Annotated in this window: 21 protein-coding genes and 1 pseudogene; 11 read left to right on the plus strand and 11 right to left on the minus strand. The window is 72.1% G+C overall.

Going from position 1 to position 18,423, the window contains the following annotated elements:
- Positions 1-23: 23 nt before the first annotated feature.
- The 3 genes and pseudogenes from BW982_RS15055 to BW982_RS15065 all read right to left on the minus strand — a co-directional run.
- Complete coding sequence (locus BW982_RS15055; protein WP_076494635.1) at positions 24-1,229, minus strand: NAD(P)/FAD-dependent oxidoreductase; 1,206 nt, start codon at positions 1,227-1,229, stop codon at positions 24-26.
- A 67-nt stretch (positions 1,230-1,296) separates the two neighbouring features.
- Positions 1,297-1,623: a DUF7882 family protein gene (locus tag BW982_RS15060; protein WP_076494637.1), complete on the minus strand. Its 327-nt coding sequence runs from the start codon at positions 1,621-1,623 to the stop codon at positions 1,297-1,299.
- 124 nt (positions 1,624-1,747) lie between these two features.
- Positions 1,748-1,906, minus strand: a pseudogene (locus BW982_RS15065) (helix-turn-helix domain-containing protein); the annotation flags it as partial.
- A 288-nt stretch (positions 1,907-2,194) separates the two neighbouring features.
- On the opposite strand from BW982_RS15065, the gene BW982_RS15070 reads away from it, so the two are divergent.
- Genes BW982_RS15070 through BW982_RS15080 form a run of 3 tightly spaced genes read left to right on the plus strand, consistent with a single transcriptional unit; the run spans position 2,195 to position 3,960 of the window.
- Positions 2,195-2,542 carry a sugar ABC transporter ATPase gene (locus BW982_RS15070; protein WP_076494639.1) on the plus strand — a complete coding sequence of 116 codons (348 nt, stop codon included), beginning with the start codon at positions 2,195-2,197 and terminating at the stop codon, positions 2,540-2,542.
- A gap of 52 nt (positions 2,543-2,594) precedes the next feature.
- Complete coding sequence (locus tag BW982_RS15075) at positions 2,595-3,404, plus strand: alpha/beta fold hydrolase (protein WP_076494641.1); 810 nt, start codon at positions 2,595-2,597, stop codon at positions 3,402-3,404.
- On the plus strand, positions 3,385-3,960 hold the full coding sequence (locus tag BW982_RS15080; RefSeq protein WP_076494643.1) for a TetR/AcrR family transcriptional regulator: 576 nt from the start codon (positions 3,385-3,387) through the stop codon (positions 3,958-3,960). The genes BW982_RS15075 and BW982_RS15080 overlap by 20 nt, the downstream gene beginning before the upstream one ends.
- Positions 3,961-4,007: 47 nt before the next feature.
- Here the strand turns inward: BW982_RS15080 and BW982_RS15085 are convergent, their stop codons facing one another.
- A complete protein-coding gene (locus tag BW982_RS15085) occupies positions 4,008-4,463 on the minus strand; it encodes an Hsp20/alpha crystallin family protein (protein ID WP_076494646.1) in 456 nt (151 codons plus the stop codon).
- A gap of 167 nt (positions 4,464-4,630) precedes the next feature.
- On the opposite strand from BW982_RS15085, the gene BW982_RS15090 reads away from it, so the two are divergent.
- Positions 4,631-5,458, plus strand: coding sequence for a UbiA family prenyltransferase (locus BW982_RS15090; RefSeq protein WP_083696736.1), 828 nt, complete (start codon positions 4,631-4,633; stop codon positions 5,456-5,458).
- Here BW982_RS15090 and BW982_RS15095 read toward each other — a convergent pair.
- The 4 genes from BW982_RS15095 to BW982_RS15110 all read right to left on the minus strand — a co-directional run bounded on the left by BW982_RS15095 (position 5,451) and on the right by BW982_RS15110 (position 9,718).
- Positions 5,451-6,584 carry an FAD-dependent oxidoreductase gene (locus BW982_RS15095; protein WP_076494648.1) on the minus strand — a complete coding sequence of 378 codons (1,134 nt, stop codon included), beginning with the start codon at positions 6,582-6,584 and terminating at the stop codon, positions 5,451-5,453. The genes BW982_RS15090 and BW982_RS15095 overlap by 8 nt on opposite strands.
- Entirely contained in the window at positions 6,577-7,296 is a 720-nt protein-coding gene (locus BW982_RS15100; protein ID WP_076494650.1) for a methyltransferase domain-containing protein, read from the minus strand. Before BW982_RS15100 ends, BW982_RS15095 begins: the two co-directional genes overlap by 8 nt.
- A complete protein-coding gene (locus tag BW982_RS15105; RefSeq protein WP_076494652.1) occupies positions 7,293-8,387 on the minus strand; it encodes a type III polyketide synthase in 1,095 nt (364 codons plus the stop codon). The genes BW982_RS15100 and BW982_RS15105 overlap by 4 nt, the downstream gene beginning before the upstream one ends.
- A 134-nt stretch (positions 8,388-8,521) precedes the next feature.
- Positions 8,522-9,718: a glycosyltransferase gene (locus tag BW982_RS15110; protein WP_076494654.1), complete on the minus strand. Its 1,197-nt coding sequence runs from the start codon at positions 9,716-9,718 to the stop codon at positions 8,522-8,524.
- A gap of 204 nt (positions 9,719-9,922) precedes the next feature.
- Between BW982_RS15110 and BW982_RS15115 the strand changes: the two genes are divergently transcribed.
- Entirely contained in the window at positions 9,923-10,369 is a 447-nt protein-coding gene (locus BW982_RS15115; protein WP_076494657.1) for a MarR family transcriptional regulator, read from the plus strand.
- Between the two features lie 39 nt (positions 10,370-10,408).
- On the opposite strand, the gene BW982_RS15120 is transcribed toward BW982_RS15115, so the two are convergent.
- On the minus strand, positions 10,409-10,753 hold the full coding sequence (locus BW982_RS15120; RefSeq protein WP_076494660.1) for a hypothetical protein: 345 nt from the start codon (positions 10,751-10,753) through the stop codon (positions 10,409-10,411).
- Positions 10,754-10,918: 165 nt separating this feature from the next.
- Here BW982_RS15120 and BW982_RS15125 point away from each other — a divergent pair, with 165 nt between their 5' ends.
- Positions 10,919-11,854 (plus strand): helix-turn-helix transcriptional regulator, encoded by a 936-nt coding sequence (locus BW982_RS15125; RefSeq protein ID WP_139327489.1) that lies wholly within the window; start codon positions 10,919-10,921, stop codon positions 11,852-11,854.
- Positions 11,855-11,866: 12 nt separating this feature from the next.
- Here BW982_RS15125 and BW982_RS15130 read toward each other — a convergent pair whose 3' ends face one another.
- Entirely contained in the window at positions 11,867-13,357 is a 1,491-nt protein-coding gene (locus BW982_RS15130; protein WP_076494665.1) for a SulP family inorganic anion transporter, read from the minus strand.
- A gap of 93 nt (positions 13,358-13,450) precedes the next feature.
- On the opposite strand from BW982_RS15130, the gene BW982_RS15135 reads away from it, so the two are divergent.
- On the plus strand, positions 13,451-13,822 hold the full coding sequence (locus BW982_RS15135) for a MerR family transcriptional regulator (protein WP_076494668.1): 372 nt from the start codon (positions 13,451-13,453) through the stop codon (positions 13,820-13,822).
- 73 nt (positions 13,823-13,895) lie between these two features.
- Positions 13,896-14,135 carry a GNAT family N-acetyltransferase gene (locus BW982_RS15140; protein ID WP_076494670.1) on the plus strand — a complete coding sequence of 80 codons (240 nt, stop codon included), beginning with the start codon at positions 13,896-13,898 and terminating at the stop codon, positions 14,133-14,135.
- A 134-nt stretch (positions 14,136-14,269) separates the two neighbouring features.
- On the opposite strand, the gene BW982_RS15145 is transcribed toward BW982_RS15140, so the two are convergent.
- Positions 14,270-15,034, minus strand: a complete 765-nt coding sequence (locus BW982_RS15145; RefSeq protein WP_083696738.1) for a FadR/GntR family transcriptional regulator — start codon at positions 15,032-15,034, stop codon at positions 14,270-14,272.
- Between the two features lie 56 nt (positions 15,035-15,090).
- Here BW982_RS15145 and BW982_RS15150 point away from each other — a divergent pair, with 56 nt between their 5' ends.
- The 3 genes from BW982_RS15150 to BW982_RS15160 are packed head-to-tail and all read left to right on the plus strand — an operon-like array spanning position 15,091 to position 18,416.
- Entirely contained in the window at positions 15,091-15,981 is an 891-nt protein-coding gene (locus BW982_RS15150; protein WP_076494672.1) for a proline iminopeptidase-family hydrolase, read from the plus strand.
- 45 nt (positions 15,982-16,026) lie between these two features.
- Positions 16,027-17,451, plus strand: coding sequence for an APC family permease (locus BW982_RS15155; RefSeq protein ID WP_076494674.1), 1,425 nt, complete (start codon positions 16,027-16,029; stop codon positions 17,449-17,451).
- Positions 17,448-18,416, plus strand: coding sequence for an acetamidase/formamidase family protein (locus tag BW982_RS15160; RefSeq protein WP_076494676.1), 969 nt, complete (start codon positions 17,448-17,450; stop codon positions 18,414-18,416). Before BW982_RS15155 ends, BW982_RS15160 begins: the two co-directional genes overlap by 4 nt.
- The last annotated feature ends 7 nt before the right edge of the window (positions 18,417-18,423 follow it).

Consider the following 18,423-nt stretch of genomic DNA (forward strand, 5'->3'; position numbering starts at 1 on the left):
GACGGATCTGGCCTATACGCCCCTCAGGCGCGGCCGCGCAGGATCAGGTTCCAGTAGACCCACGGCAGGATCCGTCGGTCGGCGATCCAGGTGGAGCGTCGCTCGCGCGACAGCGAGCGCCAGAACGGGATCGTCGGTCGCGGTCGCCCCCACCGATCGAACTCGGCGAACACGACCGTGCCGCGCGAGACGGTGAATGGGACGACGCTGTAGCCGTCGTACCGCGCGGTCGGCGTTCCGCCGCGGAGTGCCGCCCGCAGGTTCCGCGCGAGCACCTTCGCCTGCGGCCGGATCGCTCCCCCGGAGGGCCGGGTGGCGACGCGCGCGGCGTCGCCGAGAGACCACACGTCCGCGAAGCGGCGGTGCCGGAGTGTCTCGGGGTCGATGTCGACGAACCCGTGCGGGTCGTCGGGGTCCGCGAGTCCGCTCCCCGCGATCCACTCCGGTGCGCGCTGCGGCGGGACCGCGTGCAGCACGTCGTACGCGAGCGTCTCCTCGTCGTCGCCGTGACCTATGGTGAGCGTGCGGGAGCCGGCATCCACGCTCCGCACTTCCCGCGAGTACCGCACCTCCACGCCGTACGCGTCGAGCACGCGGCGGAGTTCGCGATCGACGTCCGGGATGCCGAACGGCACGGGGTCCGGCAGCACGAGGATCGCGCGGATGTCGTCGAGGACCCCGAGCGAGCGCCACCAGTCGCACGCGAGGTAGAGCGGCTTCTGCGCGGCGGCGCCGCACGAGGCCGGCTCGGGAGGCTGGGTGAAGACGACCGTGCCGCGGCGCAGGTCGCGCAGCGCGGGTGAGGCCTTCGCGGCGAGGGCGAGGTCGTAGTTCGACACGCCTTCGGGCGCGGCCATCGCCTCCGGGAGCCCCGGAATCGCGTCCCACGCGAGGCGCAGACCCGCCGCGACGATGAGCTGGTCGTAGTCGAGGTGACCGCCGGAGATGAGGTGCACGCGGTGCGCGGCCGGATCCACGGTGAAGACCTCGTCGCGCAGCCAGCGGACGCCCGGTGGGATGACATCGGCTTGCGGGCGCACCGCGCGCGAGGCGCGCGCCGTGCCGCCGGCGATGTGGGACTGCAGCGGGGCGTAGATGTGCGTCGTGCGCGGCTCGACCACCGTGATGTCACCGAGCCGGGCGCGCTCGAGGCGCCCGGCGATCGAGAGTCCGGCGTTGCCGCCCCCGATCACGACGATCCGGGGGTTCGCGGTGGGGGAGTCGGGCATGCGGCATCCTTCCGTCCCGGTGAGCACACCCCGATACGGCGCAGGCGGCGACCGGGTTGACAACGGGTCAGCCGATCGGCTCGGTGGCGAGCAGGTCCTCCGGCGGTTCGGGGATCACATAGAGGCCGGTGGGGGAGTTCGCCACCGTCATCAGGGCCTCCAACCACGCGCGGTTCAGCGCGGGAGGACGTCCGCCGTGGAACTTGAACACGATGCTCGCGCGCGGGTGCAGCCAGACGGACGTCCGTCCGCCCCCGGTGCTCACCTCGTCCTTCCACTGGAAGTAGAACGGCTCGCCGCGGCGCAGCTTGTTGCCGATGACCACCTGCAGGTGCGCGAGGAGCCGGTCCTCGAAATCGGTCCGCGTGGTTCCCTCGTACACGAACTTCCCCACGAAAGGTCCTCCTCGCCTCGAACCTCGTCACTGTGCCTGGTCGCGCGGCCGGTGGACGGCATCCCGCACCCTTCGCGCCATGCCGGCACCGGATGCGACATCGGATGCGCCCGCGCGACACCGGTCAGAACATGCGCGCGGTCTGGGCCGGATTGCGCCCGTACATGTCGCGGTAGAACCGGGCGAACCGCGACGGGCTGGAGAACCCCCACCGTCGGGCCACGTCGCTCACGTGATCGCCGCCGTGCAGGAGGTCGCGGTGCGCGGCGGTGAGTCGGACGGTCCGCCTCGTCGGCGCCGGTCGCGGTCACGGTGAGAACGTCCCCCATGTCACCCTCCTCCGCGGCGATCGGTCCGCGGCATCCGGGATATCTTGCCCCCGCGGTGAGGAGGGACGTCCTCGTGGGACGGGGCGCGCGAGGCTTCGGCCTCGGAGCGAAACCGGCGGGGGTCGCGTCGGTCGCCGACGCTGTCAAGGGGGCGGGAGGGGTGACGGGTGGGCGGTGGGATGGGGGAGTCGTCGAGCCGACGACGCGTGCGGTCCCGCACGGACGACCGAAAGGATCCCCCCATGAGCGACGTCTCGTCCGACCCTGGCATCCCCGTCGCCCCCGACGGCGTGACGGATGCGCAGCCGCTGCGCGACGGCGACACCTCCATCGAGTCCGATCCCGCGCTCGACCCCGCTCAGGCGGAGTGGGATGCCACCACCGCTCTCGACGAGGGTGCCGACCCCGCCGACCTCGACCCGGCGACCGCGACGGGCGCCGACCCGGCCGAGATCCCCGCCGTCGACGACGACATCCCGCCCGCGGACGTGCACCCGGAGTCGACCGGCACCGACTCTCAGGGCGAAGACCCGGGCGTGGTCGAGCTCGGCGAGGAAGGACAGGGCGACCTCGCACCCGAGGATCTCTGAGACTCGCGATCCCGCGCTTGCACTCTCTGGCTAATGGGCGTAGCTTATGGCTATGGACATTAGCCAACTTCAGGTGGACGGCGGTCGACTGGCCGTCGAGGTGCGCGGAACGGGACCCCTCGTGGTGTGCTCGCCCGCGATGGGCGACGAGCGCGACGCGTTCGGACCGTTGGCCGATCGACTGGTCGCCCGCGGCTACCGCGTGGCGCTCGTCGATCTGCGCGGACACGGCGACAGCGACACGACCTTCGTCGAGTACGGCGACCAGGCGACGGCAGGCGACCTGGTCGCTGTCGTCGAAGCGCTCGGCGGCCAGCCGGCCGTCCTCGCCGGGGCCTCGATGAGCGCCGGCGCCGCGATCATCGCGGCCGGATCGCGACCGGATCTCGTGTCCGGCCTCGTGCTCCTCGGGCCGTTCGCCCGCAACGGCAACCCCGCCATGAGCGCCCTCCTGCGTCTCCTGCTCGCCCGCCCGTGGGGTCCCGCGGTGTGGCGCGGCTACTCCGCGTCGCTGTGGCCGGGACTCGGCGCCGGCGCCCGCGAGCGCGCGGCGCACCTGTCGCGGCGGCTGGCGCGGCCCGGACGGTGGGCGGCTTTCGCCCGCACGACGCGTGTCGATCACTCGGTCGTCGCGCCGTTCCTCCCGCGGGTGACGGCCCGTTCGCTTGTCGTGATGGGCGCGGCCGACCCGGACTGGAAGGACCCGGCCGCCGAAGCCGCGTGGCTCGCCGGCGAACTCTCCGCCGAGGTGCAGATCGTCCCCGGTGTCGGCCACGCGCCGATGCTCGAGGCGCCCGACCTCGTCGCCGATCGCGTCTCGTCGTTCCTCGCGGAGGTGAGCGGTGCCGCGGGCCGGGCTTGACGCCGAGGTCGTGGTGCGTCGCGCCACCGAACTCGTGGATGCCGAAGGTGTGGCATCCCTGTCTCTGGCACGCGTCGCGACGGCGCTCGGGGTGGCCGCGCCGAGCCTGTACAAGCATGTCGGCGGGCTCGGCGATCTGACGGACCGCGTCGCGCTCGCCGCCACCCGGGCGTTCGGTTCGGCGCTCGCGCAGTCGTCCCGCGGGCTGTCGTCGCGCGACGCGCTCGAGTCGCTCGCGTCCGCGTACCGCGGGTTCGCACGAGAGCGTCCGGGCATGTACGCGCTGGCCCAGCGCGGGGGCACCGGCCCCGAGTGGGAGGACGCCGCCGCCGCCCTCGTCGAGGAGATCACGCGCGCGCTCGCCGGTTACGGCGCGGGGGCGGCCGACGTGCATCGTATCCGTTACGTGCGCTCCGCTCTGCACGGGTTCACCGATCTCGAGCGGGTCGGCGGCTTCCGTCAGTCGGCGTCGGTCGACGAGACGTTCGCCCGGCTCGTGGACGCCCTGGATGCCGAGCTCTCCCGGCCGACGGGGGAGGATCGCGCCGCGGAGTGAGTGCGTGCCGAAGAGGGGGTGACCCAACGGCCACCCCCTCCGGATGTTCACTGCTCGATCGGCTGCGGGGTGCTCTCGTGGGCCTGGATCAGGTCGTTCCCGTCGTCGGTCGCGACTGCGATCCGACGCGGCTTGGCCTTCTCGCTCACCGGGATCGTGACCGACAGCACGCCGTTGCGGTACGCGGCGCTGATCCGCTCGGTGTCGATGCCCTGGCCGAGGTTCAGCTGGCGGACGAACGAGGCGGTCTCGCGCTCGCGGGTGATCCACTTGACGTCGTCGCCCGAGGCGAGCGTGCGCTCGGCGCGGATGGTGAGCAGCTGACCGTCGACGTCGATGTCGACCGAGCCGGGGTCGACGCCCGGGAGGTCGGCGTTCAGGACGTAGTGGTCGCCGTCGCGGTACAGGTCCATCGGCATGCGGCGCGGACCACCGCCGCGGCGGGCGTCGAGGAGCGTGGACGCGAGGCGGTCGAGGTCGCGGAAGGGGTCGTAAGTGGCCATGGTCGTTCTCCTTTTCGATCGGTCCGGATGCGGCATCCGGAGAATTTTCAGAAGTTGAGTGCATCGCGCTCAACTTGATGTCAGATTAGCACTCTCCTGTCGAGAGTGCCAAGACATCGGTCGTCTGACCCGACCCCTCCCTCGGGGAGAGGCGGTACCGTCATCCCGTGCCCCCCGTCCCCGTGAAGCCGCCGCTCGTGCGGGCGCTCTGGGGCGCGACGCATCCCGGGCCCACGCTCGTCGTCACGACGCTGTCGCTCGCGCTCGGCATCGCCGCCGGTCTCGATCCCGGGCGGCTGATCCTCTTGGTCATCGCCGTCTTCGCCGGGCAGGTCTCCGTCGGGCTCTCGAACGACGCGATCGACGCGGCCCGCGATGTCGCTGTCGGGCGCACCGACAAGCCGATCGCCCGCGGAGCGGTGACCCCGGAGAGCGCGCTCGGCGTGGCCGTGGCCTCCCTCGTCGTGGGCCTGGCGCTTTCAGTACCGCTCGGGCCGGGGTTCGTCGCCGCCCACGCGATCGCGCTCGCCTCGGCCTGGGCCTACAACGCGGGGCTGAAGTCGACCCCTGTATCGATCGCGCCGTTCCTGCTGAGCTTCGGGCTCTTCCCGTCGTTCGCGACCCTCGCGTCGCCGGGACCGGCGCTCGCCGCGCCGTGGGCGTCCGTAGCGGGGGCGGCGCTCGGTGCGGCCGTGCACCTCACGAACGTCGTCCGCGATCTCGATGACGACCGCGCCACGGGGGTGCGCGGACTGCCGCACCGCCTCGGTGCCCGAGTCAGCGTGGTCGCCGCCGCAGCGGGCATCGTCCTGGGCGCCGTCGCCGTCTTCGCCGGATCGGGCGGGGGTGTCGTCGGAGCCGTCTTCTTCGCGGCGGCCGTGCTCGTCGCGGCGGCGACGATCACGCTCGCCCTGTGGCGTCCACCGGGGCGCGCGGTGTTCCGGCTGACGATGTTCGCGGCGCTCCTGCTGGCCGCACAGCTCATCGTCACGTGACGCGGTCGGCCGTCCGCGCGGCGGCGTCGAAGTCCATCGCGTAGGCGCGCGTGAACGCCGCCGCCCCCGGGCCGCGGAGCACGGTGCGCAGTGCGAACGACCGTGCGGCGTGTCCGCGGGTCGAGGCACCGCGTCCCAGCATCGTGTTCAGGAACGCCAGGCGCGCGGCGTGCCGTGCCGAAGCGAGCCGCCCGCGTTCCCACGCGGCCCACCCGTCCGGCTCGTCCCCGTGCAGCCACTCGGCCAGCAGCGGCGACAGCGTCAGGGCGTCCAGGAGCCCGAGATTCATGCCCTGCCCGCCGATCGGACTGACCTCGTGCGCCGCATCGCCGACGACGATCACGCGCCCGCGCCGCAGCGCGGGAGCCACCGCCCGCCGCACGCGGAACGTCGACGCGGCCGACGTGTCCACGTCGAGACCCACGCGATCGGCGAGGGCCGCGCGCAGGAAGTCGGCGGCATCCGGAACATCCGACGTGCCCGCCCAGGCGACGAGGCGCCGCCGCCCGCCCGGCAGCGGGAACGACTCGACGACCCCCTCGCGCTCGAGGTGGACGAGCGCCGTCGCATCGCCGGGGGCGGCGACGTCGACCATCGCGTATCGATCGGGGTAGTGCCGCGTGCGCACGGCTCCGCGCCGATACACGAGCTCGCGCCCCGCCCATCCGGATGCCACGACGACGACCTTCGCGCGGCGTTCGACCTCGCCGTCCGGTCCGGCTCCCCGCACCCTCACCGAAACGCCGTCCTGACGGAGCCCGGTCACCCGCACGCCCCGCTCCACGGGCGGCGCGAGGCGGGTGAGCACGTCCACGGTGTCGGCCTGCGGCAGCGCCGCAACGTACGGATGCCGCGCGCGCAGCCGATCGAAGCGGATCGCCGCAAGCACTTTCCCGTCCGCCCGCGCCTCCCCGCGGCGGATCCTGACCGCACGCGCGAGGAGCGCATCGGTCGCCCCGGAGAACTCCAGGTGCGCGAGGGAGGGAGAGTGGATGCCGATCGCCCGCGTGCCGGCATCCGGTTCGCTCCGTCGCTCGAGGATCGCCACGTCGACGCCGCGGGCGCGCAGGTCGGCGCCGAGCGCGAGCCCGACGGGCCCCGCCCCCACGATCAGCACGTCAGCCACGGTCGGCCGTGCCCTCGGTGATCGCGAGCACGCGGAACGGTGCGGGAGTCACGACCCTCCACGGGGCGCCCAGCGCCCGGGCGAGTTCGTCCGCCCGGTAGCTGCGTCGGATCGATCGGAGGCCGTCGGTGCGCAGGAACGTGCCCGGCGCGAGCGGAGTCACCCCGGCGGCGTACAGGCCGTACGCGAGGCGGCTCCGGGCGATGTCGGCGTGCAGCACGGCGGACCGCGCCAGGGCTCGCGAGTCGTCCGTGAACTCCCGCAGCTGCGCGCTGTCGAGGTGGTGCAGCACGTGGTTCGACAGCACGAGGTCGAACCGCTCCCCGTCGGCGATCAGCTCCGCCGAGCCGCGCGACACGAACCTCACCCCGGGCCGCTCCCGCTCCCGGGCCGCCTCGAGCGCCCGGGGATCCGGATCCGCGCCCACCCACTCGACGTCGAGCCCGTCACGGGTAGCGAGCCCCGCGAGACGCGCCACGACATCGCCACCGCCGCACCCGAGGTCGAGCACGCGGGCCGGCCGCCCGAGTGCCCGAAGCCGCGGTCGAACGTGCGCGCGATACACGCCGCCCCACCCCGACACCGCGCGGTTCACGAGGTCGAACCGGCGATAGGTCGCCGCGAGGACACGCGGGTCGCATCCGGGGTCGTCCATCAGCTCGACGAGCGCCGTGTCGCGTCGCGCGAGCCCGCGCCACACCCCGCCGCTCACGCCGTCGGTCGGCGCAGCACGAGGCGCGCCGCCTCCACCGTCAGTCCCGGACCGAAGGCCAGCGCGGCGACGCGGTCGCCGTCGGCGCGCGCCGCGTCGGCGAGCAGATCGCGCAGGATGAACAGCAGCGTGGCGCTCGACATGTTGCCGTGCGCCCGCAGCACCTCGCGCGAGGGCGCGAGGGCCGTGGCATCCAGGTTCAGGGCCGATTCGACCCGGTCGAGGATGCTCCGACCGCCAGGATGCACGGCCCACGCGTCGACCTCGGCGAGGTCGCCGAGCACGTCGGCCGCGATCGCCGCGATCTCGCGCCCGATGATGCGCGGCACCTCGGGCGTGAGGGTCATCTCGAAGCCCGAATCGCCCACGGTCCAGGACATGTCCTTCTCGCCGTCGTCGGTGACGAACGTCGCGAAGCCCTCCAGGTCGAGTCCCGGACGCTCGACGTCCGCCGCGGCCACGATCGCCGCCGCAGCGCCGTCGGCGAACACCGACGCGGCGACGATCTGGTCGGGATGCGACGACGTCTGCCAGTGCAGTGAGCACAGTTCCGCGGCCGCGACGAGCACGACGGCGGCGGGGTCGGCCGCGACGATCCGCGCCGCGAGGCGCAGGGCCGGAATCGCGGCCGCGCACCCGATGAAGCCGAGGTGGTACCGCTCGACGGAGGGGGACAGGCCGAGGTCGCGCACGAGGAGGTAGTCCGGCCCCGGTGCGAACATGCCCGTGCACGACACCGTGACCACGTGGGTCACGGCCTCGCGACCGAATCCCGAGCCGTCCACCGCGGACGCGGCGGCCTCGGCGAACAGGGCCGGCGCGGTCCGGCGGTACTCGTCGTTGCGGGCGCCCGTGGGCGGCATCGTCAGCTCGCCGTCCGACAGCGCCGCGAGGCCGTCGGCCGCACCCCCGGCCAGCTGCGGCAGCACCGTGTGGCGGGTGTCGATCGCCGCGGCGTCGAACGCGGCACCCACCAGACGCTGGCTGCGGCGATCGAATCCGGGCTGGGCGGCGAAGAGGTCGCGCAGCGCCGACTGGGTCACACGGGTGCGGGGCAGAGCCGTGCCGATCGAGAGGATGCTCGCGGTCATGACTCACTGTAGACACGGTCGCGGGCACCCGCGGCGGGGATGGTGCCGCCGCGACCCGCCGTCTATGGTGCCGAACCTCGGACGGAGGGTCGCGCGGGCGTCGGTCCTGTCCCCGGGGCCCAGACGAGCGGGTGTCAGGCCGCGAGCACCTCGGGCAGCACGAGCTCCTCGATCGCGCCGCGGTAGTCGGCGACCATGCGTCGACGGTCCAGGCGCGCGCGGGCCGAGATCGCCGCCGACCTCAACTCGATGCGGCGGGTCAGGGCCTCCTGCCAGGTGGCCGCGATCGCGTCGGCGTCGCGCGGGGTCACGAGCCCGAACCCCGCGACGACCCGGGCGGCGTCCCCGACGTCGGTGGTGATCGGGATCGCTCCGGAGGCCGCGCCCTCGGCGAGGCACAGCGGCGAGGCCTCGCCGAACGCGCTGGTGAGCGCGACGACGTCGGCGATCCGGTAGAGCGCGGGCATGTCCTCCCGCAGCCCGAGCGCGTGCAGGGCGACACCCGCGTCCAGTCCGGCGTCGGCGACGAGTGCCGCGAACCCGGGGTTGGCGAACGTCATGCCCGACCCGCACAGCACGTAGTGCGCGCCCGGGTGGCGCCGCGAGTGCCGGGCCACGGCATCCAGGAAGAGGCCCGGGTCCTTCATCGCGTCGAACCGCGCCGCGAGCATCACCACCGGCGCCGTCTCGGGGATGCCGCGGGATTCCCGGATGCGGCGACGCTCGGCGCGGGTGCCGGGACGGAACCGGCGCGCGTCGATCCCGTTGTCGATCACCCAGGCGTGCGTCGTCGACACGCCCGCGCGCGTGTAGGCCATCGAGGTCGATTCCGCGCACGAGATGGTGGCGGATACCGCACCCGACGCGCCCGCCTCGACGAGCCACCCCAGGGCGGGTCCGGAGTGCGTCGGGTCCGAGCGGTGCAGGCAGGCGGCCGTGGGGCGGTCGGGCAGCATCCCCGCCCGTTCGAGAGCGATGATCAGGCTCAGCGGCTGCTCCTTCAGGGACAGCACGATGTCGGCATCCGCGATGAGGGACGCCGCGTGCGCGAGCTCGGCCCGGCTGAAGGAGTCCGGAGTGATCGGCTGGTCGCCGGCGATGCGGTCGAAGGTGTCGATGCGCACCCCCGCGCCGCGGAGGGTGCGGAAGCGGGTGTCGTCGTGCGCGTGCTGCAGCGAGGCGTCCCGGCGGGCCGCGGCCGTCAGGGAGAGGACGCGATGGTCCTGCCCTCCGCCGCTGTGGAGCCCCGCGACGACGTCGGAATGGAGGATACGGGCTCCTCCGGCGAAGAATCCCTCGTACAGGGACAGCACGCGAACGGGTCGGTTCATCGCTATCGCTTTCCGTGGACGGGCGCCGCCGGGCGGAGCCGAATCGATCACCGCGATTGCGGTTTCCCCATGCTGAGGGTTCGACCCCGGGTCGCGGGTTACGCCGTGAAGACCATTGCGTGAACGCGTGGGCCGACGGACGCGGCGCAACGCACCGACCCCGGCGTCCGCGCACCGGGCATCGCACCGGTACGATCGGGGGTCGTGCAGAATTCCACGGACGCGTCGACGACTTCGGACCTCGCGCGCGCGCTCCTGGCCTACGACGACGCACGTCGTGCCGCGACCGCGGAGGCGCGGCGCGCCCTCTCGCTCAACGAGCTCGACGCGAAGGCCCTCATCTTCGTCGCCGAGAATCCCGGGGCTCGGCCCTCGCACGTGCGCGACCACCTCGGCATCACCTCCGCCGGGGTGACGACGCTCATCGACCGTCTCGTCCAGCGCGGAGCCGTCCGTCGCGACCTCGATGACGAGGATCGCCGCGTCAACCACATCACCGCGACGGTGGACCTGACCTCGCCGCCGTGGTGTTCGCTGCGCGGCTTCGACAACGCGGTGGAAGCCGCGATCGCGGAGATGGACCCCGCGGAAGCGGAGCGGGTCGCCGCCGCCTTGCGGACCCTCACGGCCGCCGGCGCGGCGGCCGGCTGACGCACGGCGTGCGCTCGACCTCCCGCCCGGTTCCGCGGCTCAGGTTCGGGCGTTGACGAAGGCTTCGGCTCGACCCTGCAGGAACGTGCACAGGGCCGACAGCATCGCCAGCTCGCCGGAGAGCGCGAGGACGCGGGCCGAGCCGAGCGGCGCGGCGTTCTCGCGCGGCTCGAAGGTCACCGCCCATCCGGTCGCCCCGGGCTCGGTCTCGGGGGCCACGTAGAAGGTCGTCGAGACGCTCCGCAAGCGCGCGGCGATGAGGCCGGTATCGGAGTCTCCGTCGCCGTCCTGCGGGATCACCCGGAGGATCCCGGCGTCGTCGTACCCGAGGGTGCGGAAGTCGTCGATCCACGACTGCAGCGTGGCGATGGTGCGGTAGGGCATGGGGCGTCCCGTCGGTGAGTGCGCAGCGGGGGCGGCGACCCTCCGATTATCGGGCCCGACACGCGAGCGCGCATCCCGCACGGCGTGGGAACGGTTCCATCGCACAGTTCGCGTGCACACGCAACGGTCTATCCGGTTTCGGCAGCGAGAACTTAGGAAGTGCCGGTGGAGCATACGCATGTCGAGACCAGGGATGCCACCACGGTGGAGGAGATGTGGCAGACGGTGGTACCCGGAGCCCGCATCGCCCGCGCCGACGGCATCCAGCCCGCTTTCGTCTTCCACGGTGCCGCCGAGCCCGGCTTCGGGCTCTGCGACTACACCGTGGGATCGACGATGGTCATCGAGTCGGATCCGGGCGACCAGATGGTCGTCGGACGGATCGCGGGTCCGCGCATCCGCGCGACCTACCGACGCGAACGCATCGACACGACCGTGCCGTTCGTGGTCATGGATCGCCCGATCGAGATCGCGTTCACCGGCCGGATCGCCGGAACCGCGGTGTCCTTCGCCCGAGAGGACGTGGACGAGGCCGCGCGCCGACTCTCGGGAGACGACACGTTGCGCGTGCGTCCCCTCGGGCACGCGCCGATGTCCGAGCAGCGCCTGCGGTACTGGACCCGGACGTGGGAGTACGGCCGGGATGTTCTGCTGCGCTCACCCGAGCGTGCGCCGCTGATCGAGCAGCAGGTGCGTTCTCTTCTCCTCGAGGCCTCGCTGTTGACGTTCCCATCGACCTTCACCGAGGCTCTGGCCTCGGGGCGACCGACCCGGATGCTGCCGGCTCCGGTGCGCCGGGCGAAGGCCTACATCGACGCGCACGCCACCGGGCCCATCGCCCTCGCCGACATCGCGGAGGCCGCGCGGCTCTCCCCGCGCGGGTTGCAGTACGCATTCCGCACCGCCACGGGGCGGACTCCCATGCAGTACGTCCGCCGTGTGCGCCTGGACGCGGCACGGGTCGAGCTGCGTGCCGCCGATCCCTCGATGGAGACGGTGGCGGCGATCGCGGCACGCTGGGGCTTCTCGAATCTCGGCAGGTTCGCCGCGATGTACCGCGTGGAGTTCGGCGAGACGCCCTCGACGACCCTGCGATCCTGAGGTCCGGGCGGGTCAGTGTCCGCCGAGCGTCCCGCTCAGACGGCCGTGGATCCGCGCGGTCGGCGCGTTCATCCCGATGATCTCGACCAACGTGCCCTCGCGGGCGTAGCGCGTCTGCACGGCGTCCAGCGCGGCCACGGTCGAGGCGTCCCACACGTGCGACTCCGAGAGGTCGATCACCACGTGGGCGGGGTCGTCGTGGTACGCGAAGCGGGTCGTGAGGTCATTGCTGGAGGCGAAGAACAGCTCCCCCTGGACGCGATAGCGGGCGACGTCGCCCTCGATGGTCCGGTGCACCTCCGTGACCCCCGCGACACGCCGGGCGAACAGCACGGCGGCCACGATCACGCCGATGCCGACCCCGATGGCGAGGTTGTGCGTCCACACCGTCACGGCCACCGTCGCCACCATCACGGTCGTCTCGCTCAACGGCATCCGTCGCAGGGAGGACGGGCGGATGCTGTGCCAGTCGAATGTGGCGACCGAGACGACGATCATCACCGCCACGAGCACCGCCATCGGGATGACGGCCACGACATCGCCGAAGACGATCACCAGGAGGAGGAGGAAGACGCCCGCGAGGAACGTCGAGATGCGCGTGCGCGCTCCCGAGGCCTTCACGTTGATCATCGTCTGCCCGATCATGGCGCACCCGCCCATGCCCCCGAACAGCCCGGAGAGGAGGTTCGCGGCGCCCTGCCCGAGGGACTCCCGCGTCTTCGACGACGGGGTGTCGGTGATCTCGTCGACGAGGGCCGCGGTCATCAGCGACTCCAGCAACCCGACCACCGCCATCGCCAGGGCGAACGGGAAGATGATCGCGAGGGTGTCGAGGCTGATCGGCACGTTCGGCAGGAGCAGCGTCGGCAGGCTCTCGGGCAGCGCACCCTGATCGCCGACGGTGGGAACCGAGATGCCGAACACGACCACGGCGCCCGTCAGCAGGACGATGGCGACGAGCGGTGCCGGCACCGCGCGGGTCAGGCGCGGGAGCAGATACATGATCAGCAGGCCCGCGGCCGTCAGGGGGTACACCGCCCACGGAACGCCGATGAGCTGCGGCACCTGCGCGATGAAGATCAGGATCGCCAGCGCGTTGACGAACCCGACCATCACGCTGCGCGGGATGTAGCGCATGAGCTTCGCGACGCCGAGGAGGCCGAGGATCACCTGCAGGATGCCGCCGAGGATCACCGTGGCGAGCAGATAGTCGACGCCGTGCTCGCGGGCGACCGGCGCGATGACGAGAGCGACCGCCCCCGTGGCGGCACTGATCATCGCCGGGCGTCCGCCGAGGAAGGAGATGGCGACCGCCATGACGAACGAGGAGAAGAGCCCGAGTCGCGGGTCGACGCCCGCGATGATCGAGAAGGCGATGGCCTCGGGGATGAGGGCGATCGCCACCACGAGCCCGGCGAGGACCTCGCGGGTCAGGAGGCGGGGGGAGCGCAGCGCCTGGAGGACGGTGGGCGCGGTGCGCGGGCGCGCGAGGACGTCGGTCACGGGGCCTCCGGGAGGGCGGGGAGAATGGGGAAGGGTCGCGAAGGCGACCATCGAACTCTACCGTAACGAGAGGGTTGCGGGATCGGGGATGCCATGAACGACGTGCGGCCGATGCAGATCGGCGAACTCGCCGAACGCACGGGACTGTCGATCCGCACCCTCCGGCATTACGACGAGATCGGCCTCCTGCGCCCGTCCGCGCGGTCCGAGGGCGGCTTCCGGCTCTACACCCCGCACGACGAGTCGCGCCTGCTGCTGATCCGCCGGATGAAGCCCCTGGGGTACTCGCTCGAGCAGATGGGGGAACTGCTCGCGGTCGTCGACGGCCTCGCGGATGCCCCGGCCGACGCCGTCCTCCGCGCGCGGCTGGAAGGCATCCGCGAAGAGGCGGTGGCGCGCCGCGACGCCCTGCGCCGTCAGGTCGACGCGGCCGACGAGTTCCTCGCGCAGCTGGCGGCGCGATGACGGACCGCGGCTTCGATCTGCGCAGGCACGGTCTGCACCTGACGGCCGCGCACCCCGACGACGCGGCCGACCTGTGGCCCTCACCGACGCCGAGCTCTGGCGCGGCATGACGACGCCGTGGCCGGAGTCGGTCGAGGCCTACGCCGTGCACCTCGAGCGGCAGAGGGCGACGCCGGGCACGTCCGCCTTCGTCGTGAGGGATGCCGAGACCGGCCGCCCGTGCGGATCCACCTCGTTATACGAATACGTGCCCGCGCAGCTCCGCGTCGAGATCGGTGCCACCTGGTACGCCCGTCACGCGCAGGGCGGCTGAGTCGAAGCCGCCGACTGCCGCGCACGCCGCCGCGACGGGAGGAGATCCGGCGAGGGGAGGATGCCGGGGCCTCGGGCGATCCTCCGCTCCCGGCATCTCCTCCCGTCGCAGAGCGCTCGCCGCCCCGGCTCGCGTCAGTCGCGCGCCGCCGCGGCCCGTTGCCGGGCGAACTCCCTGGCCTCGGCGAACAGCTCGAGGTCGATCTGCACGTGACGGCGGGCGAGCTCGGCGGCGTCGTCCGGGGTGGAGCGCACGATCGCCGCGACGATCGCGTCGTGCTCGCGCCCGGCGCGCGACTCCATGCGGCGATGGCTCTCGCGGTCGCCCCACGGGTGGGCGGGGGCGGACAGCGAGAGGTGGCGCTCGTGATCGAGCAGGATCTCCCGCAGCGCCGTATTGTGCGCCGCGTCGATGATCGACAGGTGCAGCAGGCTGTCCGCGCGCTGCTTGGCGTCGCCGGACTCCGCGGCGTGGAACGCGGCGAGGTTGTCCTGCATCGTCGTGATGTCGGCATCCGTCCGCCGCTCGGCCGCCAAGCGGGCCAGGGACGAATGCAGGAGCGAACTGGCGGTGCACGCGTCGACGAGGTCGTCCCAGCGCTCGGCGAACCAGCGGTCCACCCCCACGACCACCGACGCGGGCCACTCCTGCGCCACGAACGTGCCCCCGGCGCGCCCTCGGCGCTTCTCGATCAGGCCGCGCGCGGACAGCTCGTCGAGCGCGGCGCGGACGGTGGTGCGCCCGACTCCGAGGAGGGGGGAGAGGTCACGCTCGGGAGGGAGGCGCGTCCCGGGGAGGAACTCGCCGACGGCGACCGCGGTGATCAACCGCTCGGTCACGCGCTCCACGAGTGATGCGTCGTCGGTCTCGGCCATCAGCTCCCCGTCGATTTCTTTCATGTTAAATCCCGAGAAAAGGTTTGCCAACGAACCTTTACCGGGTCCACGATGACTCCATGCACCGCGAGATCACCGTTCCGTTCCACGACGGATTCACCTGGGCCCGTCTGACCGAACCCGCAGAGCCCACCGGCCGCGCGCCCCTGTTCGTGCTCCACGGCGGCCCCGGTATGGCGCACGACTACGTGAAGAACCTCGACGCCCTCGCCGAGATGACCGGACGCACCGTCGTGCACTACGACCAGATCGGGTGTGGACGCAGCTCGCACCACCCCGACGCTCCCGTCGAGCAGTGGGTGCCGCAGTTCTTCGTCGACGAGTTCCACAATCTGCGCGAAGCGCTCGGCTTCGACGAGTACCACGTGCTCGGGCAGTCCTGGGGTGGGATGCTCGGCGCCGAGATCGCCGTGCGGCGGCCGGAGGGGCTGCGGAGTCTCGAGATCTGCAACTCCCCGGCATCCATGCAGTTGTGGCTCGACGGCGCGGCCCGCCTGCGCTCGGAACTGCCCGCCGAGGCCCGCGCGGCCCTCGACCGCCATGAGGCCGACGGCACTCTCGACCACCCCGACTACGTGGATGCCACCCGTGTCTTCTACGAGCGTCACGTCTGCCGCATCACGCCCATGCCGCAGGACTTCGTCGACAGCGAGGCGCAGATGCTCGCCGACCCGACGGTGTACCACACGATGAACGGCCCCAATGAGTTCCACGTCGTCGGCACCGGCCGCGACTGGACCATCATCGATCGCCTCCCGCAGGTCGAGGTGCCCACGCTCGTCGTCGCGGGCGAGTTCGACGAAGCGACCCCCGAGACGTGGGCGCCGTTCGTCGAGCGCATCCCCGGTGCCCGCTCCCACGTCTTCGCGGGTGCGAGCCACTGCACCCACCTCGAGATGCCCGACGCGTTCCGCGCCGTCATCGCCGACTTCCTCGCTCCGCTTCCCTGACCCGCCGCACCCCGTTACGCTCCACCGCACCCGAACAGGAGTCCCATGTCCGACACCGCTCCCGGAGCCCAGCAGTCGCTGGAGTCCTTCGGCTACAAGCAGGAGCTCAAGCGCTCCATGTCCACCCTCGACCTGGTCGTCTACGGCCTGGTCTTCATGGTCCCGATCGCCCCGTGGGCGATCTTCGGCGTCGTCTACAACGCCGCCAGCGGCATGGTGCCGCTGGTCTACATCACCGGTGTCGTGGCGATGATCTTCACCGCCCTCGCCTACGCCCAGATGTCGAAGGCGTTCCCGATCGCCGGTTCCGTGTTCTCGTACGTCGGTCGTGGCATTCACCCCACCGTGGGCTTCTTCGCCGGGTGGGCGATCCTGCTCGACTACCTGCTCGTACCGACCCTGCTGTACGTGTTCGCCGCGTCCTCCATGGCGGGGATCTTCCCTGATGTGCCGCAGTGGATCTGGGCGGTGGCGTTCGTGATCGTCAACACCGTCATCAACGTCCTCGGCATCGGGTCGATCAAGCTCGCGAACCGCGTCATGCTCGGCATCCAGCTCGCGTTCGTCGTCATCTTCGTCGTGATCGCGATGGTCGCGCTCTCTTCCGGCACGATCCCCGGCGCCGAGTTCACGATCACCCCGGTGTGGGATGCCGACAAGGTCAACCCCGCGCTCATCGCCACCGCGCTCTCGATCGCGGTGCTGAGCTTCCTCGGCTTCGACGGCATCTCCACGATGGCCGAGGAGTCCACGGGTGACCGCAAGTCGGGCGGCCGCGCCATGATCATCGCGCTGCTCGTCGTGGCGGTGCTCTTCATCGCCCAGACGTGGTTCGCCAGCGCGCTCGCCGCCGGCACGATCGCGTTCTCGGACGACGACGTCAACAACGCCTTCTTCCTCCTCGTCGCCCAGGCGGCGGGCTCGGGCTGGGCGACCGCGTTCCTCGCCGTCAACGTCATCGCGGTCGGCATCGCCAACGCCGTCGCAGCCCAGGCGGCGACCTCGCGCCTGCTGTACTCGATGAGCCGCGACCGGCGCCTCCCGGCGTTCCTGTCGAAGGTCAACTCGCGGCAGGTGCCCCTCGCGGCGATCCTCGTCGTCAGCGCGATCTCGCTCGTGCTGGTGCTGTTCTTCGTCGGCCAGATCGCGGTGATCTCGTCGCTGGTGAACTTCGGCGCGCTGCTCGGCTTCATGCTCCTGCACGTGTCGGTGGCGGTGTACTACCTCGGCAGGAAGAAGTCGAAGAACTACCTCCTCCACCTCGTCGTGCCGCTGATCGGGTTCCTGATCATCGGCTACGTGCTGCTCAACGCCGACATCACCGCCAAGATCGGCGGCATCCTGTGGCTCGTCGTCGGCGGGATCGTGTACTTCGTCTTCGCCCGCAAGTACGGTGTGACCCCCGCTCCCGCACCCGAGCACGCCGCCTCGACCGCCGGTGAGGGCGGCGCGGAGGTGTCGTCGCGATGACCACGGAGCACCGCCTCGGCAAGGAGCTCGGGCGTCCGGGGCACAGCGCCGACGTGCCCCCGGTGCTGCGGATCGCGCCGGGCACCGGGGAGCGCATCGCGTTCCAGACCGACGACGCGGTGTACCGCGAGCTCCACGAGCATGGCGACCTCGCGCGGCTCCAGGCTCCTCTGAACCCGGTGACCGGTCCGGTGTACGTCGAGGGTGCCCGGCCCGGCGACGCCCTGGCGGTGACGATCCACGAGATTCGGCTGACCGACACCGGGTGGGCGATGAGCCTGCCCGGTGTCGGGGCTCTGCGCGAGCGCATGCCCGACCGCGTCGTGACCCGCCGCATCCCGATCGACGCCGACGGCGTGCACCTGACGGATGCCGTGACCGTCGCGCCCCGGCCGATGGTCGGCTGCATCGGCACGGCGCCGGCGTCGGGCGTGGCATCCACGGTCATGCCCGCCCACGCGATCGGCGGCAACATGGACGTCACCGACATCGCCCCCGGCGCCACGGTGTACCTGCCCGTCGAGGTCGAGGGCGCGCTGCTCGCGATCGGCGACGTGCACGCGATCATGGCGCGCGGCGAGTCGTCGTTCGTGGCGATCGAGGCCGAGGGCACGGTGGTCGTCTCCGTCGACGTCGTTCCGGGTCTGGCCCTGCGGGCCCCGCGCATCGCGACCGCCGACGAGTGGATCTTCGTCGGCCTGGGCGCCACGGTGCAGGAGAGCGTCCGCCGCGGATACGAGGACGCCTTCGACGCCTTCGTCGAGCGGGGATGGGATGCCATGGACGCCTACACCGTGATGAGCGCGCTCGCTCACTCCGAGCTCGGCGGACCGACCGGGGCCGTCGACCCCGACCCGCTGCACCCGTTCGACGCGATCGGCGCGGTCACCCTCCACCGGGTGCCGCGCGCGCTGCTCGACGGGGAGCCGTCGCCCGCGGCGGGGGACGGTGCCGCCGCCGTGTAAGATCGTC

The sequence above is a fragment of the Microbacterium sp. RURRCA19A genome (assembly GCF_900156455.1).
Lineage (GTDB): Bacteria > Actinomycetota > Actinomycetes > Actinomycetales > Microbacteriaceae > Microbacterium.

Bases quoted from the DNA above. Each gene is read 5' to 3' on its own strand.
- BW982_RS15070 (WP_076494639.1), top strand. From the start codon at position 2,195: ATGAGCGACGTCTCGTCCGACCCTGGCATCCCCGTCGCCCCCGACGGC.
- BW982_RS15160 (WP_076494676.1), top strand. From the start codon at position 17,448: ATGACCACGGAGCACCGCCTCGGCAAGGAGCTCGGGCGTCCGGGGCAC.
- BW982_RS15145 (WP_083696738.1), bottom strand. From the start codon at position 15,034: ATGAAAGAAATCGACGGGGAGCTGATGGCCGAGACCGACGACGCATCA.
- BW982_RS15105 (WP_076494652.1), bottom strand. From the start codon at position 8,387: ATGACCGCGAGCATCCTCTCGATCGGCACGGCTCTGCCCCGCACCCGT.
- BW982_RS15055 (WP_076494635.1), bottom strand. From the start codon at position 1,229: ATGCCCGACTCCCCCACCGCGAACCCCCGGATCGTCGTGATCGGGGGC.
- BW982_RS15155 (WP_076494674.1), top strand. From the start codon at position 16,027: ATGTCCGACACCGCTCCCGGAGCCCAGCAGTCGCTGGAGTCCTTCGGC.
- BW982_RS15135 (WP_076494668.1), top strand. From the start codon at position 13,451: ATGAACGACGTGCGGCCGATGCAGATCGGCGAACTCGCCGAACGCACG.
- BW982_RS15150 (WP_076494672.1), top strand. From the start codon at position 15,091: ATGCACCGCGAGATCACCGTTCCGTTCCACGACGGATTCACCTGGGCC.
- BW982_RS15110 (WP_076494654.1), bottom strand. From the start codon at position 9,718: ATGAACCGACCCGTTCGCGTGCTGTCCCTGTACGAGGGATTCTTCGCC.
- BW982_RS15085 (WP_076494646.1), bottom strand. From the start codon at position 4,463: ATGGCCACTTACGACCCCTTCCGCGACCTCGACCGCCTCGCGTCCACG.
- BW982_RS15075 (WP_076494641.1), top strand. From the start codon at position 2,595: ATGGACATTAGCCAACTTCAGGTGGACGGCGGTCGACTGGCCGTCGAG.
- BW982_RS15120 (WP_076494660.1), bottom strand. From the start codon at position 10,753: ATGCCCTACCGCACCATCGCCACGCTGCAGTCGTGGATCGACGACTTC.